We start from the raw sequence: 14,628 nt of genomic DNA, 5'->3' as shown, positions 1-14,628 counted from the left end.
ATTCTTTATGAGAACCAAAAAGACCGTTGGGGCCACCCCCTAAAGGGTGGCCCCAACGGTCTTTATCGTGCGCTTTGTCAGCGAATGGCGAGGGAATCCAGATAGGCCGTGACATTCCGTCGGGTCTCGGTCACGCTGTCCCCGCCGAACTTCTCCAGCAGGGCGTCGGCGAGCACCAGGGCCACCATCGCCTCGGCCACGATGCCCGCCGCCGGCACGGCGCAGACGTCCGAGCGCTGGTGGTGCGCCTGAGCCGGCTCACCGGTGCGGACGTCCAGGGTGCGCAGCGCCCTGGGCACGGTGGCGATCGGCTTCATCGCGGCCCTGATCCGGAGCGCCTCCCCGGTGGAGAGCCCGCCCTCGATCCCGCCCGCGTGCGCGGACGCCCGGCGCACCCCGACCGGGGTCGGCACGATCTCGTCGTGCGCCTGCGAGCCCGGCACCCGGGCCAGCTCGAAGCCGTCGCCGACCTCGACGCCCTTGATCGCCTGAATGCCCATCAGGGCGGCGGCCAGCCGGGCGTCCAGCCGGCGGTCCCAGTGCACGTGCGAACCCAGGCCCGGCGGCAGACCGTACGCCAGCACCTCGACCACGCCGCCGAGGGTGTCGCCGTCCTTGTGCGCCTGGTCGATCTCGGCGACCATCCGGGCCGAGCTCTCCGGGTCCAGGCAGCGCACCGGGTCCTCGTCCAGGTAGGGGACGTCGGCCGGCTTCGGCATCAGCCAGGACGGGGCCGAGGCGCCGCCGAGGCCGACCACGTGCGAGAGCAGCTCGATCCCGGCCGTCTCCAGCAGGAACGAGCGGGCCACCGCGCCGAGCGCGACCCGGGCCGCGGTCTCCCGGGCCGAGGCGCGCTCCAGCACCGGACGGGCGTCGTCGAAGCCGTACTTCTGCATGCCCGCCAGGTCGGCGTGGCCGGGGCGGGGGCGGGTCAGCGCCTCGTTCCTGGCCAGGCCCGCGAGCACCTCGGGGTCGACCTGATCGGCCGACATCACCTGCTGCCACTTGGGCCACTCGGTGTTGCCGACCATCACCGCGACCGGGGACCCCATGGTCTCGCCGTGCCGGACGCCACCGAGGAAGGTGACCTCGTCCTGCTCGAACTTCATCCGGGCACCCCGGCCGTAGCCGAGCCGCCGGCGGGCCAGTGCCTCGGTCACCGCAGCGGTGCCGATCGGCACCCCGGCGGGCAGGCCCTCCAGGGTCGCCACCAGTGCGGGGCCGTGCGACTCCCCCGCCGTGAGCCAGCGCAGACTGCCCACGGTCACCGGCCCTCGCCGTCCGTCTGACGGCCGATCAGCGGCGGCTCGGTCACCCTGCCGTCACCGACCCGGGCCCCGTGCAGCCACTCGACCTTCTCGTACAGCTCCTCCGGGGAGAGCGCGGAGAGCATCGCGTTGCGCGCCTTGGCCGCCTCGCCGACGGGGTGGTAGAGCTGACGGCCCATCTCCCGGGCCACCAGCTGGGTCGCGGCGGTGCGCTCGCGCCGCTCGCCGTTGAACTTCTCGAACCGGACCGCGAACTCGTCCGTCTCGGTGCCGATCAGCTCGCCGAGCACCACCGCGTCCTCCAGCGCCTGGCAGGCGCCCTGGGCCGCGTACTGCAGCATAGGGTGCGCGGCGTCACCGATCAGCACCACCCGGCCGTCGGTCCACTTCTCCACCGGGTCGCGGTCGCAGAGCACCCAGGCCCGCCAGTCCTCGCCGAGCTCCAGCAGCTGGCGCGGGGTGTCGCCCAGCTCGGGGAACTCGTTCAGCACGAAGTCCTTCTCGGCCGGGGCCCCGATCACCGCCTCCTGGGCGTTGTCGTCCCGGGTCGCGGCCAGGTTGAGGTACTTGCCGCTGCCGATCGGGTAGTGCACGAAGTGCCACTTCGGGCCCGCCCAGAGCGTGACGGTGTTCCAGCGCAGCTCCTCGGGCACCTTCTCCATCGGGATGACGGAGCGGTAGATGGTGTGGCCGGAGACCTGCGGGAAACCGTCGCCGATCAGCTGCTTGCGGACGAAGGAGTTGATGCCGTCGGCGCCGATCAACGCGTCGCCGTACACCCCCTCGCCGCCCGCGAGCAGCGCGACCACACCCTGCTCGTCCTGCCGGTAGCCCTCCAGGGTGGCGCCGGTGCGCAGCTCGATGCGCTGGTCCGCCCGGGCCGCCTCCAGCAGCGGGGCGTACACGTCGATGCGGTGCACCACCGCGTACGGGTTGCCGAACCGCTCCCGGTAGGCGCCGGTCAGCGGCATGCTCACCACCTGCTCGCCGGTGGTGCCGTCCATGAACCGCAGCTCGTCGATGTGCACGGCGCGCTCGCGGACCGCGTCGCCGACACCGAGCCGGTCGAGCGCGTGGAACGCGTTCGGGCCGAGCTGGATTCCGGCACCGAGCTCGGTGAAGGTGTCACGGCTCTCCAGCACCACCACCCGGTGGCCCTGGCGGGAGACGCTGAGCGCCGTCGCCAGGCCGCCGATGCCGCCGCCGGCTATCAGGATCTTCGCCATCGTGGGTCTACTGCCTTTCACTGTCGTTTGGTTGAGGCCGGACGCCGGCCTCGCCGATCGGGTGCGAGGGTGGTGGAGCAGGGCGGGCGCCGGTCAGACGGCCTTGGCCGCCTCGGGCGACCGGGCCTCGGTCAGCCGGAATTCGGTCAGCCGGGCCAGGACCGCCTCCAGCAGCTCCGTCCTGGCCCGGCGCAGCCCCGCGAGGCTGTCCCGCTCCAGGCGGAGCAGCAGCTCCGGCAGGTCGATCCCGAACCAGTCCAGGTAGCCCAGCACCCGCTCGGCGTCGGCGTACCCGCCGGCGAACCGGGCCGCCGAGGCGGGCCGGCCGTGGTCGGCGAGCGCCGCCAGGGTCTGCTCGGAGAGCACGGTGACCGAGTTCGGCGCCACCAGCTCCTCGACGTAGCGGGTGTCGCGGTGCCGACGGTCCGTCACCCCGGTGGCGTCCCAGAGCAGCCGCTGCGGCCGGGCGCCGAGCGCGGCCAGCGCGCTCCACCGGGCCGAGCCGAGCACCTGCTCGTACCGCCGGTACGCCAGCCGGGCCAGCGCGATCCCGGCCTGGCCGCGGAACGCCCTGGTCTCGGCGGTGGCGATGACGTCCAGCTCGTGGTCGACCGCGGTGTCCAGCAGGCCGACCGGCAGGGCGGCGACCGAGCTGATCCGGGACACGTCCAGGCCCTTGGACGCGGCCAGTTCGAGGCCGGTCAGGAAGCTCTCCAGGACCTCGGCGTAGCGCTGCTCGGAGAGCACCAGCGAGACGTGCACGCCGATCCCCTCGCCCAGGCAGCGGGCGATCGCGGGGAGCGCCTCGGGGGTGGCCGGGATCTCCACCAGCAGGTTCGGGCGGTCCACCGCGAGGCTCAGCGAGCGGGCCTCGGCCAGGGTGGCGCAGGCGCCGCGGACGAACGCCGGGTCGATCCGGGCCGAGACCAGCCCGTCCAGGCCGGCCGTCCGCAGATGGACCGGCTCCAGCACCTCGCAGGCCCAGCGCAGGTCACGGACCGTCAGTTCGCGCAGCGCCGCGGCGGCCGAGGCCCCGCGGGCGGCCAGGTCGGCCAGCTGCTCCCGGTAGGCGTCGCCGTCGCCCGGCGTGCCGGTCACACCGACCACGTACCGGTCCCGGACCAGCCGGGCCAGGCCGCCGTCGGCCAGGCGGTCGCGGCCGACGCCCTCCAACCAGAGTGAGACGCCCTCCTCGGAGAGCCGTCGCAGGATGCCGACCATCAGGCGGTGGCCCCGCCGTCGAGCACCAGGTCGTGTCCGACCACGAAGCTCGACTCCTCACCGGCCAGCCAGAGCACGGTGTTGGCGATCTCCTCGGTCCGGGCCACCCGGCCGATCGGCACGCCCGCCTTGACCCGCTCGTCCCGCTGCTCCTCGCTCTCGTTGAAGCGCCGGCCCTGGTCGGTGTCGACCGTGCCGGGGCTGATCGCGTTGATCCGGACGCCGTCCTTGATGTACTCGCGGGCGGCGGTGCGGGTCAGCGTGGAGAGCGCGGCCTTGGAGGCCGCGAAGGCGCCGAAGCCGGGCACCCGGCCGTGGATGCCGATGTTGGCCGCGGTGTTGATGATGACGCCGCCGCCGTTGGCCTTCATGTGCGCGATCTCGTGCTTCATCAGCAGCCAGGCGCCGGTCAGGTTGGTGGCCAGGATGTCGCCCCAGACCGCCTCGCAGACCTCGGCCAGCGGGCTGGGCCGCCCCATCACACCGGCGTTGTTGAAGGCGATGTGCAGACCGCCGTGCCGTTCGACGGTGCTCTGCACCAGCTTGATGACGTCCATGCCGTGGGTGACGTCGGCCCGGACGCAGTCGCCGGTGCCGCCTTCCTTCTCGATCAGGGCCACGGTCTCCCGCAGCTCGTGCGGCTCCCGGCCGGCCACCATGACCGTGGCACCCTCACGGGCGAAGGCCAGGGCGGTGGCCCGGCCGATGCCGGAGCCGCCTCCGGTGACCAGGGCGACCTTGCCGTCGAATCGTGCGGTCATCAGGTTCCTCCTGTGGGGATGTGCAGTGCGGTTCAGGCCGCGTGGGTCAGCCCGGCGGACGGACCGTCGAGGACCGGGCGGGCGGCCCGGATCTCGTCGATCCCGGCCCGCAGCGCATCGGTGAAGTAGGCGTCCGCGGCCTCCAGGAACCTGCTCTCCCGGATCGCCCGCTCGATGCCCGCCGGGGCCAGCTGGACCGAGATGGTCAGGGCCGGCGAGCCGTCCTCGGTGACGTCGACCCGGTTGGAGATCGACTCGATCTCGGGGTCGCCCGGCTGCCGGTAGACGACCGACTCCCCCGGTACGACCTCGACCCGCTGGAACACCGTCCGGCCGTCCCGGACAATGCTCCGGGTGAATCCGCCGGAGAACCGGTCGAGCACCGTGCACTCGGTGATGGCGGGGACATAGGGAATGGGATTCTCGGCCTTGTTGAGCAACTCCCGCCAGAGTCCGCGGGCGTCGAGCCGTTCGTGCTCCGGGACCCCACCGGAATTTACCGCTATGGTCCAGGAGATCGTTACTGCTGACATCCGTCGCTCCTCCCGCCGGGAATTACCGAGCCGTTCTCTGTATAGAACTCTGGATCAATCGAACAGGTGGCGGCAACAACGGATCGCCTACTTCGTCAGCTGCCGAACCGAAAACGGCACAGGGGATTCCGGAAATCCGGAATCCCCTGTGCCGTTCGCTGCGCGCCGTCAGGCGGCGGATCGTCAGGCGGCGGCCAGGCCGACCTTCAGCGCCGTGGCGATCTGCACCGCACGACGGGTCTGGTACGCGATCGCGCCCAGGTTCTCCTCGTTCGGCTCGCCGACCAGGTTGTTGGAGACGTGGCTGGCGCCGTACGGGTTGCCGTTGGTCGGCGCGAACTGGATGCCGTCCGAGTAGCCGGGGGCCACGATGATCGCGCCCCAGTGGTAGAAGGTGTTGTTCAGGGCGAGCAGGGTGCTCTCCTGGCCACCGTGCAGGGTGGAGGTGGAGGTGAACGAGGAGACGACCTTGTTCACGAGCTTGCCCTGGAACCACAGGCCACCGGTGGTGTCGATGAACTGCTTGAGCTGGGCGGCCGGCAGGCCGAAGCGGGTCGGGGTGCCGAGGAGGATGACGTCGGCCCACTCCAGGTCGTCGAGGGAGACCTCGACGACGTCCTTGGTGGCCTCGATGTGGTCGGCCCACTCCTGGCGGGTGGCGACGACAGCCTCGGGGGCCAGCTCGGCGACCTTGCGCAGCCGGACCTCGGCGCCCGCCTTCTCGGCGGCCGACGCGGCCTCCTCGGCCAGCTTGTGGACGTGGCCGGTGGACGAGTAGTAGATGATGGCGACGTTGGTCACGGTCGCTGCTCCCATTCGGAATTGTCAGTCATTCGGGTTCCTGCGGTCACCCGTCACCTCGACTGTCCCCCACCCGGGGCCGGGGCGGCAATCGGGGTTCCGGTACTTCATCACCTTGCGCGGCCGACGAATTGACGACGGGTCGGCGCAGGTCAGGCGATCTCCATCGTGCCCATCATGCCCATGGCACCGTGGTCGAACATGTGGCAGTGGAACAGGTAAACGCCGCGGTAACTGTTGAACGTCAGGACCAGCTTGACCGTCTCGCCGGGCAGCACCTGGACGGTGTCCTTGAGCCCGGCCTCGGCCGGCCCGGGCGCCTGGCCGTTGCGCTCCAGCACCCGGAACTGCACCAGGTGCACGTGGAAGTTGTGCGGGGCGAACTGGTTGGCGTTGGTGACCGTCCAGACCTCGGTCGTGCCCCAGGCGATCCGCAGGTCGATCCGGTTCGGGTCGTAGGTCTGCCCGTTGATGTACGCACCGGTGTCGGGCCGGCCGTCCTCGTCCATCCGCAGCGTGAAGGTCCGGTTCACGGTCCCCTGCCGGGGGGCCGGCAGCACTCCCAGCCGGGCCGGGACGGTGCTGTTGTCGGGCGCGGTACGGGTCACGTCGAAGCGCATGATCCGGCCGACCTGCTCCGCCGGACCGGGGCCGAGCAGGTTCTCCAGCACCAGCTGGGTGCCGACCGGGTAGCGGGAGAAGTCGATCACCACGTCGGCCCGCTCACCGGGCGAGAGCGAGATCTGGCTGGTCACGTTCGGCTGCGCCAGCAGACCGCCGTCCGAACCGATCTGGGTGAAGGTGCTGCCGTCCGAGAGCTTCAGCACGAAGAACCGGACGTTGGTGGAGTTCAGCAGCCGGAACCGGTACTTGCGGGCCGCCACCTGGAAGAACGGCCACGGCCGGCCGTTCACCGTGATGGTGTTCCGGTTGAGGAAGTCGTCCATCACGTAGATGAGTTGGCCGTTCTCGTCGAACCGGCCGTCCCGGATCACGATCGGCACGTCGTACTGGCCGGACGGCAGGCCGAGCGACTGCTCCCGGTCGTCGGTGAGCAGGTACATCGAGGAGAGCCCGCGGTAGACGTGCTCGGACTCCATGTGGTGCGCGTGGTCGTGGATCCACAGCGGCGCGGCGGCCTGGTTGTTGGGGTAGGTGTAGACCTTGGAGGCGCCCGGCGCGACGGTGTTCATCGGCGAGCCGTCACTGTCCACCGGGACCTCGGCACCGTGCAGGTGGACCGAGGTCGGCATGTCGAGCTGGTTCGTCTGTCTGATCACCACCCGGCGGCCGCGTCTCGCCTTGATGGTCGGGCCGGGCAGCTGGCCGTTGTAGGTGAAGAACTCGGTCGGCTTCCCGGGCACGACCTCCTTGAGCACCTTCTTCATGGTCACGTTGTAGTAGTCGGTGGTGCCCGAGGTCATCACCGGGGCCAGCACCTGCGGGATCGTCAGCGGCACCGCGAACTGCGGGATGACGGCCGGGGCCGCCGTGCCGGTGTCGGCGGCCGCGGCCGAACCGGAGGTGAGGGTCGGCGCGACCACGCCGGCCGTGCCGATTATCCCGGTGGTGACCACACCGGCTTTCAGGGCGTTTCTACGTGACAGCATCAGGTCCCGCTCCTACCGCGTCTGGATACCTCGGGGCGACCATCGGAGGCGGCCCACGGGAAGGATGCGGATTCTTCACACGACGCATCAAACGCACATGGGGGACCTTGTCAGTTGTTCGAAACACCCGACCGGGGCGTCACCGCGCGGCGACACTCCGCTGCGCTGACGAAGTCGCGACAGGATCGCGTCAGGTCGTCCGCGAAGGTGACTCTGTGTCAACCCGGTCAACCGCTTCGCGGGCCAAGTACCTATGGTGAGGAAGCACTGGAACGGCGATCGGTACCGAATGTCCGGTTGTCCGTTCCCCTGGCGGAAGGAGCACCATCGATGCGCATCGAACAGCCACCCGTGCTGGAGACCGGTGCGCCGCACCGCCAGACCGCCCGGCGCGCGGCGGTCCTCGGATCCCCGGTCGGCCAGTCGCTCAGCCCGGTGCTGCACCGGGCCGCGCTCACCGCGATGGGCCTGGACTGGTCCTACCAGAGCATCGAGTGCGACGAGACCGGCCTGCCCGGTGTGCTGGCCGGCCTGGAGGCCGGCTGGGCCGGGCTCTCCCTCGGCATGCCACTGAAGCGCGCGGTGCTCCCGCTGATCGACGAGGTCAGCGACCTCGCCCTGGACGTGGGCGGCGCGAACACGGTGACCTACCGCCGCGGCCGCAGCCACGGCGACAACACCGACGTGTACGGGATGCTCACCGCCCTGCGCGAGGCCGGGGTCTCCTCACCCGGCTCGGCGGTGGTGCTCGGCGGCGGCGCGACGGCCTGCTCCGCCCTGGCCGCACTGCGCGAACTCGGCGTGCTGGAGCCTGCGGTGGTGGTCCGGGAGCGCAGCCGCGCGACCGAGGCCTCGGCCGCGGCCGGACGGCTCGGCATCGCGGTGGACGTGCACACCTTCGGCGAGCTGGACAAGCTGCTGCCCGGGACCGGGCTGGTGATCTCCACCCTGCCGGCCGGGGCCGCCGACACCTTCGCCGCGGCCGTGATGCACTCGCGGGCGGCGGTCTTCGACGTGGTCACCTCGGCCTGGCCGACCCGGCTGGTCAAGGCGGCCGGCTTCGCCGGCTCCACGGTGGTCGACGGGCTCTCCTTCGCGGTCCACCAGGCCGCCCGCCAGGTCGAGTTGATGACCGGACGGAACGACATCCCGATCCAGCCGATGCGCCGGGCGGCCCAGTCCGAGCTGCTCCGCCGCGCGGACTGAGCAGGTCGCAGGCAGGGGCGAGGGGCTGTGCCCGCCGGAGGGACCGCCACCTGTCGTGCGGTGGCCCCTCCGGCGGGCACAGCCCCTCGCCCCTGCGTGGGCAGCCGGTCTCCCCGGCATCAGGCCGACAGTTCCTGGGACTTGTCGAACCCCTGCCGTCGCGCGGTGGAGAGCACCGAGATCGCGTGCGCCACCGAGCAGAGCGTGGCGTGCCGGTGCCAACCGGCATAGGAGCGGCCCTCGAAGTCCCGCATCCCGACCCGGCCGCTGACCTCCGCGAAGTCCTTGGCCACCCGCCGGGTGAGCCGGCCCAGCCGCAGCAGCGCGACCGGCGGCACGTCCACCAGGTTGGAGAGCCAGAGCTCAGCCGGCTTGCCCTTGGCGCCCGACCAGCCGCCGACCAGGGCCAGCGCCCGCTCCGGCGGGAGCTTCGCGCCGGGCCGCCGCACCGTCGGCATGGTGACCCTGGTGCCGCTCACCAGGATCGACCTGGTGATCGAGTAGTCCGGGTCGACCCAGCCGACCGGGCGGGAGAACCGTTTCGCCCACTCGATCAACTGCTGTGCCTGGAACACCCGTTCGCCGCGACCCGGCAGGCTGCCGTCGAAGCCGACCAGCCTGGTCGACCCGCTGACCCGCATCACGAACGGGACCCCGCGCCGGCAGAACTCCTCGACCAGGACCGCCGCGTCGAGCTCGCGCGCGTCCAGCACCGCCGGGCGGCGGCGCAGCCCCCAGTCCGGCCCGGCCAGCTCCACCACGCTGTTCACCGCACACAGCTCCGGTGTGGTGGCCGAGACCTCGTCGGGAATCTTGGCCCGCTTGCGCCGCTCCTCGTTGGCCAACCAGTCCGCCGGCAGTACCAGGCCCCAGTTCACCGGCGCGCTCATGTCCTCGCCGGCCAGCCAGACGCCGTACGCCTGCTGGCTGTTGACCACCCGGCCGAGCTCGGTGCGGAACGACTCCTCGACCCCGACCGAGTGCTCGCCGGCCTTCGGGATCGCCATCGAGTTGAGCACCCAGGCCTGCGGCAGCAGGACGCGGTCCAGGTTCTTGGCCAGTGCCTGCCGAACCGGGGTCCACCGCCAGGACGAATCGCTGATGAAGTGGTGCAGGCTCTGCTCGGCGGCACCGTAACCGGCCACCGCCGCCAGTGCCCGCATGGACTTGCGGCCCTGCACCGAGAGCAGCCCCTCGATGTACCACTCGCCCCTGGCGCGCTGGTCGCGGCGCTTCAGCGAAGCCAGCATGCGGCGGGAGAACTCCGTAACGAAGTCATCCGCCACGTCCCCCCAGATGTGCTCAGGAACGTTCTTCTCGCTAACACCTTCCACAGCCCCCGTCCCCTCTTCTGCGGTCGCGACCTTGACGTACTCCGAGCGCCGGACGGCGCCGACGGGCCAAGTGCGTGGTGCTGGTGATGGATACGATACAGAACCGACTGGTTGGTTTCATCTACTTCGTCATCTTGCCATAGCAAGACCCCGGTGGACAGTGGTGAACTGACCTGGACCTGATGAAGCATACTAGATACCGCACAGTTGGTTTGTTACGATGCGATGCAACCACATGAACAGTCGACGTGAGCCTCGGTTAGCCGGCTCCGCTCCGACCGACGCCCAGAGGGAGACCCTTGATGCCCCGTCAGGAACGGGCGGAGCGCACCCGCCAACTGCTCATCGAGGCCGCCTCGGCCTCCTTCGACCAGGCGGGCTTCGCGATGACGGGGCTGAACGACGTCATCCGGCCGACCGGGATCTCCAAAGGCGCGCTGTACTTCCACTTCGGCTCCAAGGAGCAGCTCGCCGAGGCCGTGATGGCCGAGTCCAGGGCCGGGCTGAGGGAGGCGATCCGCTCCGCCCGGCACTCCAGCGACTGCCCGCTGCAGTACCTGATCGACCTGAGCCACGGCCTGGCCCAACGGCTGTCCGAGGACGTGGTGTTCAGGGCCGGGCTCCGGCTCACCGACGACGGGGCGCTCCCGGCCGAGCTGCGGCCCGACCCGCACCCCGCCTGGGCCCGGATGATCGGCCGCCTGCTGGGCCGGGCCGCAGCGGGCGGGGGGCTGCGCCCCGAGGTCCGGATCGACGAGACCGCGGCCCTGCTCGCCGCCGCCGGCGCGGGGGTCGAGTCACTGGCCCGGCGCAACCAGGACTGGCTCAGCTCCCGGATGATCGCGCTGCTCTGGCAGGCCGTGCTGCCCGTACTGGCCAATCCGGAGAAGCTGGCCCGGCTGCGCACCACCCCGGTCGACGGCGGCCTGCCCGCCGTGCCCGCCCAGGGGCGGCCCGAGCCGGCCGAGCACGGCCGGGCGGGGGCGCCTGACACAGGGGAACCCGGGGTGCCGGACGGCCGGCCCCGGACTGGGGCCGATCCCTCCGGCACCCCGGGTCATCCGGCGGCACCCGCCAACTCGGCCGAGGGGCGCAGCAGTTCCCGGTACCACGGGGCGTGATCCGGGAACCGGGCCGCGAGGCCCGGTCCCGGCTCACAGCCGCTGAACCGCCAGAGCCGGCTGCTCTCGTACCAGTGGTCGACCGCCAGCAGCGACAGCCGCCGGTCCCAGACAGCATCCCCGGCGCCCTCCAGCAGCCGCCGGGCCTGTGCCAGGGTGACGTCGCCGGAGGGCACCGGGCGGCCCAGGGCCGCACAGACCAGGGTCACCAGCTCCCGCATCCCGACCGGCTCGGGATGGCTCGCGTGGAAGACCCGGCCGCCCGGCACCGGCCCCCAGGGCGATCTGGCCAGCGCCGCGATCGGCCGGGCCAGGTCGTCCACCGCGATCATCGACATCCGGGCCCGCCCGCCGTCGATCCAGTGCGGCAGCCGCCGCAGCAGATCGGCCAGCGCCGGGACGACCCAGGTGTCACCCGTCCCGTAGACCAGGTGCGGCCGGATCACCACACCGCCCGCCGCCAGCACCGCCCGCTCGGCGGCCAGCCTGGTCCTGCTGGTCTCGGATCCAGGCACCAGATCGGGCTGATACTCCGTCAAGTCACGGTGCACGCCGTCCCGGTAGACCGCGGTCGTACTGAGTTGCAGTACCCGTCGCACGCCCGCCCTGGCGGCTTCGGCGAGCAGTGCCGCGGTGCCGTACTCGTTCACCCGGCGCAGGGAATCCGGGTCACCGCCGATCTGCGAGGCGAGGTGGACGACCGTGTCCACTCCTTCGCAGACGCCGTACAGCGAGCCGGGATCGGCGAGATCTCCGATCACCGGCCGTACCGCGGCGGATTCCTCGAAAGGCAGGCACCGGCGATGGGTCAGCACCCTTATCGGCATTTCCGGACCGGCTCCGGAAATGAGCAGCTCCAGCACTCTGCTGCCGACGAATCCCGTTCCGCCGGTGAGCAGAATCGTCTTCCGCCCGGCCACCTTCAGCCGACCTTCAGGGGCATCCGGGTTTCCTCCCGGGCGGTCCTGCGGACATTCAGCTGGCCGGTGGCGACCGATGCCCCGTCCTGCTCCACCGCTATCCGGATGCTCATCTCGCCGTTCCGCCCGGCCGGTCCGGGGAAAGCCTTGACGAAGACCGGCTGGTGCAGTTCGGCGTAGCGGACGAAATTGGTCTCCAGCTCGAACGGGGCCACTCCGGTCACCCCGACCACACTGTTCGCCGCCTGGCGCATCGCCTCGACGATCACCATGCCGGGCACGTGGTCGACCGGGTGGTCGAAGAGCACCGGGTGGCGCCGGTCCGCCTGGAGCCGCCAGGTGTACTGCTCGCCGGTGGGAGCGAGCACCGAGTCGGCCTTGACGTCCTGGTACTCGCCTTGCGGCGGCACGGTGTCGAGCAGCCGCTGGGCCAGATAGGGCGCCCGGAGCCGGGCGTAGGTGTCCGGGGCCATGCAGTCCATCCGCAGGCTCCCCACCCCCAGCCGGGTGGCGCCGCGGTGGATGACCGTCTCGTACTGCATTCCGGCCATGATGCCCCGGCGGAAGCGGACGTCCTGGCAGGTGGCGCTGATCGTCAGGTTGGCCGGCGTCTGGCCGACCGCCATGGCGGCCGGATCGGCCCGGTAGGAAAGGCTCCAGAGCAGGAAGGGATAGTCCGTCGGAACTCCGTAGCCGGCATGCGAGATCAGCATGGCGGACTGCCGGATCGTCTCGGCGAGCATCAGCGGGTCATAGCAGCCTGCAATGGGACGGTAAAAGCTGTGTGTCCTCGGCCATTGGGCGCCGAGGAGGAATCTGTCCGCGCCGGTCTGGCGCCATCCGGTGAGCATGACTTCGGACACCGAGGCACGGTGCACGAAACGACGTGGAACGGTCTGCTCGTGCAGCTCCGGGTCCATGTGATCGATGCTCGCTATCTGCTGCAGACATCCGGTTTCCGACAGTACTGACCCCATGTTCAATCTCCCCCTGGGATGAGTAGAAGAGTCCGTCGGCCCACTGGCCGACAGACCCGGGACGACAGTCCGGCGCTGTCCGAACCGTCGAGGAAGCTCTGTGCGTGAGAGTGCAGGAGAACGTCACGGAACCTACGGAGGATGCGAGACCGAATGAAGGCCCGCTCCGTATCGCATTCATCGTGCGCACCGCCACGCCAGGATAGGCTTTGACGGCAGTCGTCGATCGACTCAGGCGCAGTCGACCGGCAGCGGCCCTCGAGGGGGTCGCCCGCGAAGGTCGAATGCGAAGCACATGGTTCGACCAGACAAGTAGTCCCACCTCCTCGGCCACTGACCACGTCCAAGCCCTGGTGCGGCGCCGCTCCAGGCAACGATAGAGTACCATCCGGTCGGTTTGTAGTGTGGGGGTTGCGCACGAGAAACAGGAGAACGATGGCTCAGCAGGCACGTGCAGTGCACACCCGACAGCAGATCCTGAACGCCGCCGCGCAGGTCTTCGCCAGACGGGGCTACGCAGCAGCCACGATGGCCGAGATTCTGGCCGTCGCAGGGCTCACCAAGGGCGCGGTGTACTTCCACTTCGCCTCCAAGGAGGAGCTGGCGCTCGCGGTCACCGAGGCCCAGTCACCGTGGCTGGAGGAGCTGGACCTCTCCGGCCCCGGATTCCAGGGGGTCATCGACCTGACCATCGCGTACGCGCGCGCGTTGCAGAACGACCCGATCATCCGCGCCACCGTACGCCTGGTGATCGAGCACGGCGCCTTCGACAAGCCGCAGATCGACGCCTGGGAGGTGAACATCAACCTCGTCCGCGACCTGCTGACGGCCGCCCAGGACGACCTGCTGCCGAACGTGGACATCAACGTGGCGGCGCCGACCGTGACGTCCTCGTTCACCGGCATCCAGCTCACCTCGCAGGTGCTGAGCGGCCGGGCCGACCTGCTGGAGCGGGTCTCCGCCTGGTGGGCCCTGCTCGCGCCCGGGCTGGTCAAGGCGGAGGTGCTCCCCCGGCTGGAGTACGGCGGCTCGGCCAAGACCACCGCGCACCTCACGCCCGAGCGGATCGCCCGGGCCTCGGTGCGCCGGCGCGCCTGACGGCCGGCCCGTCACCGCACGGCGGGCGCCAGCTCCCGGGGAGAGGGCTGAGCGGCCAGCAGCGCGGCGATCCGGGCCGCCACCACCCGGCTCCGGCCACCGGCCGGTACGGTCCAGGTGGCGAGCCGGCGGTAGATCGGGGTGCGCACAGCCAGCAGCGTGCGCAGCCGTCCCTCCGGGTCGTCGGCGAGCAGCGGCCGGGTCGCGGCCGAACCGATCCGGGCCGCCAACTGCTCCGGGGCGACCGCGAGATGGACCACGGTGCGGCGGCGGAGCAGGCGCTGGGTGGACTCCTCCAGCACGGCTCCGCCGCCGAGGGCGAGCACCCCGCGGTGCTCGGCCAGCGCCCGGTGCACCGCCCGGCGCTCGCGGACCCGGAAGTGCGCCTCGCCCTCCCGCTCCAGGATCTGCCCGATCCCGCACCCGGCCGTCCGCTCGATATCGGCGTCGGTGTCCCGGAAGCCGACCCCGAGGTACTCGGCCAGCGCCCGGCCGATGGTGGTCTTGCCCGATCCGGGCGGGCCGATCAGCACGACGACCGGGCTGCCCATG

At 71.0% G+C, this 14,628-nt stretch carries 14 protein-coding genes; 3 read left to right on the top strand and 11 right to left on the bottom strand.

Annotated features, from left to right (window positions below; translation table 11 throughout):
• Positions 1 to 77: 77 nt before the first annotated feature.
• The 7 genes from aroC to ABT118_RS01330 form a co-directional block, all read right to left on the bottom strand.
• Positions 78 to 1,262: a chorismate synthase gene (gene aroC, locus ABT118_RS01360; protein ID WP_350645079.1), complete on the bottom strand. Its 1,185-nt coding sequence runs from the start codon at positions 1,260 to 1,262 to the stop codon at positions 78 to 80.
• 2 nt (positions 1,263 to 1,264) lie between these two features.
• Positions 1,265 to 2,494 (bottom strand): 3-hydroxybenzoate 6-monooxygenase, encoded by a 1,230-nt coding sequence (locus ABT118_RS01355; RefSeq protein WP_350644091.1) that lies wholly within the window; start codon positions 2,492 to 2,494, stop codon positions 1,265 to 1,267.
• Positions 2,495 to 2,587: 93 nt separating this feature from the next.
• Positions 2,588 to 3,715: a transaldolase family protein gene (locus ABT118_RS01350; protein WP_350644090.1), complete on the bottom strand. Its 1,128-nt coding sequence runs from the start codon at positions 3,713 to 3,715 to the stop codon at positions 2,588 to 2,590.
• On the bottom strand, positions 3,715 to 4,476 hold the full coding sequence (locus ABT118_RS01345; protein ID WP_350644089.1) for an SDR family NAD(P)-dependent oxidoreductase: 762 nt from the start codon (positions 4,474 to 4,476) through the stop codon (positions 3,715 to 3,717). Before ABT118_RS01345 ends, ABT118_RS01350 begins: the two co-directional genes overlap by 1 nt.
• Positions 4,477 to 4,508: 32 nt before the next feature.
• Positions 4,509 to 5,009, bottom strand: a complete 501-nt coding sequence (locus ABT118_RS01340) for an AtaL-like protein (RefSeq protein WP_350644088.1) — start codon at positions 5,007 to 5,009, stop codon at positions 4,509 to 4,511.
• A gap of 183 nt (positions 5,010 to 5,192) precedes the next feature.
• The gene (wrbA, locus tag ABT118_RS01335; RefSeq protein ID WP_350644087.1) at positions 5,193 to 5,810 is read right to left on the bottom strand and encodes an NAD(P)H:quinone oxidoreductase; all 618 of its coding nucleotides are present in this window, start codon (positions 5,808 to 5,810) and stop codon (positions 5,193 to 5,195) included.
• Positions 5,811 to 5,962: 152 nt separating this feature from the next.
• Positions 5,963 to 7,420, bottom strand: coding sequence for a multicopper oxidase family protein (locus ABT118_RS01330; RefSeq protein ID WP_350644086.1), 1,458 nt, complete (start codon positions 7,418 to 7,420; stop codon positions 5,963 to 5,965).
• A 330-nt stretch (positions 7,421 to 7,750) separates the two neighbouring features.
• Between ABT118_RS01330 and ABT118_RS01325 the strand changes: the two genes are divergently transcribed.
• On the top strand, positions 7,751 to 8,626 hold the full coding sequence (locus ABT118_RS01325) for a shikimate dehydrogenase (RefSeq protein WP_350644085.1): 876 nt from the start codon (positions 7,751 to 7,753) through the stop codon (positions 8,624 to 8,626).
• 119 nt (positions 8,627 to 8,745) lie between these two features.
• On the opposite strand, the gene ABT118_RS01320 is transcribed toward ABT118_RS01325, so the two are convergent.
• Positions 8,746 to 9,960, bottom strand: a complete 1,215-nt coding sequence (locus tag ABT118_RS01320; protein WP_502884448.1) for an IS701 family transposase — start codon at positions 9,958 to 9,960, stop codon at positions 8,746 to 8,748.
• Positions 9,961 to 10,262: 302 nt separating this feature from the next.
• Between ABT118_RS01320 and ABT118_RS01315 the strand changes: the two genes are divergently transcribed.
• Positions 10,263 to 11,081 (top strand): ScbR family autoregulator-binding transcription factor, encoded by an 819-nt coding sequence (locus tag ABT118_RS01315; protein WP_350644083.1) that lies wholly within the window; start codon positions 10,263 to 10,265, stop codon positions 11,079 to 11,081.
• On the opposite strand, the gene ABT118_RS01310 is transcribed toward ABT118_RS01315, so the two are convergent.
• Positions 11,018 to 12,001, bottom strand: a complete 984-nt coding sequence (locus tag ABT118_RS01310; RefSeq protein ID WP_350644082.1) for an NAD-dependent epimerase/dehydratase family protein — start codon at positions 11,999 to 12,001, stop codon at positions 11,018 to 11,020. The two genes, ABT118_RS01315 and ABT118_RS01310, sit on opposite strands and share 64 nt — an antisense overlap.
• 2 nt (positions 12,002 to 12,003) lie before the next feature.
• Positions 12,004 to 12,921 carry a ScbA/BarX family gamma-butyrolactone biosynthesis protein gene (locus tag ABT118_RS01305; RefSeq protein ID WP_350644081.1) on the bottom strand — a complete coding sequence of 306 codons (918 nt, stop codon included), beginning with the start codon at positions 12,919 to 12,921 and terminating at the stop codon, positions 12,004 to 12,006.
• A 492-nt stretch (positions 12,922 to 13,413) separates the two neighbouring features.
• Between ABT118_RS01305 and ABT118_RS01300 the strand changes: the two genes are divergently transcribed.
• Positions 13,414 to 14,076 carry a ScbR family autoregulator-binding transcription factor gene (locus tag ABT118_RS01300; RefSeq protein ID WP_350644080.1) on the top strand — a complete coding sequence of 221 codons (663 nt, stop codon included), beginning with the start codon at positions 13,414 to 13,416 and terminating at the stop codon, positions 14,074 to 14,076.
• 11 nt (positions 14,077 to 14,087) lie between these two features.
• Here ABT118_RS01300 and ABT118_RS01295 read toward each other — a convergent pair whose 3' ends face one another.
• Positions 14,088 to 14,627 carry a shikimate kinase gene (locus ABT118_RS01295; RefSeq protein WP_350644079.1) on the bottom strand — a complete coding sequence of 180 codons (540 nt, stop codon included), beginning with the start codon at positions 14,625 to 14,627 and terminating at the stop codon, positions 14,088 to 14,090.
• Position 14,628: the final 1 nt, after the last annotated feature.

Origin of the sequence: Kitasatospora sp. NPDC002040 (assembly GCF_040296785.1) — a bacterium.
Taxonomy (GTDB): Bacteria; Actinomycetota; Actinomycetes; order Streptomycetales; family Streptomycetaceae; genus Kitasatospora.
This window is presented reverse-complemented; position numbering and strand designations above follow the sequence as displayed.

Bases quoted from the DNA above. Each gene is read 5' to 3' on its own strand.
- ABT118_RS01315 (WP_350644083.1), top strand. From the start codon at position 10,263: ATGCCCCGTCAGGAACGGGCGGAGCGCACCCGCCAACTGCTCATCGAG.
- ABT118_RS01305 (WP_350644081.1), bottom strand. From the start codon at position 12,921: ATGGACCCGGAGCTGCACGAGCAGACCGTTCCACGTCGTTTCGTGCAC.
- ABT118_RS01345 (WP_350644089.1), bottom strand. From the start codon at position 4,476: ATGACCGCACGATTCGACGGCAAGGTCGCCCTGGTCACCGGAGGCGGC.
- ABT118_RS01340 (WP_350644088.1), bottom strand. From the start codon at position 5,009: ATGTCAGCAGTAACGATCTCCTGGACCATAGCGGTAAATTCCGGTGGG.
- ABT118_RS01330 (WP_350644086.1), bottom strand. From the start codon at position 7,420: ATGCTGTCACGTAGAAACGCCCTGAAAGCCGGTGTGGTCACCACCGGG.
- ABT118_RS01350 (WP_350644090.1), bottom strand. From the start codon at position 3,715: ATGGTCGGCATCCTGCGACGGCTCTCCGAGGAGGGCGTCTCACTCTGG.
- ABT118_RS01300 (WP_350644080.1), top strand. From the start codon at position 13,414: ATGGCTCAGCAGGCACGTGCAGTGCACACCCGACAGCAGATCCTGAAC.
- ABT118_RS01325 (WP_350644085.1), top strand. From the start codon at position 7,751: ATGCGCATCGAACAGCCACCCGTGCTGGAGACCGGTGCGCCGCACCGC.
- ABT118_RS01355 (WP_350644091.1), bottom strand. From the start codon at position 2,494: ATGGCGAAGATCCTGATAGCCGGCGGCGGCATCGGCGGCCTGGCGACG.
- ABT118_RS01295 (WP_350644079.1), bottom strand. From the start codon at position 14,627: ATGGGCAGCCCGGTCGTCGTGCTGATCGGCCCGCCCGGATCGGGCAAG.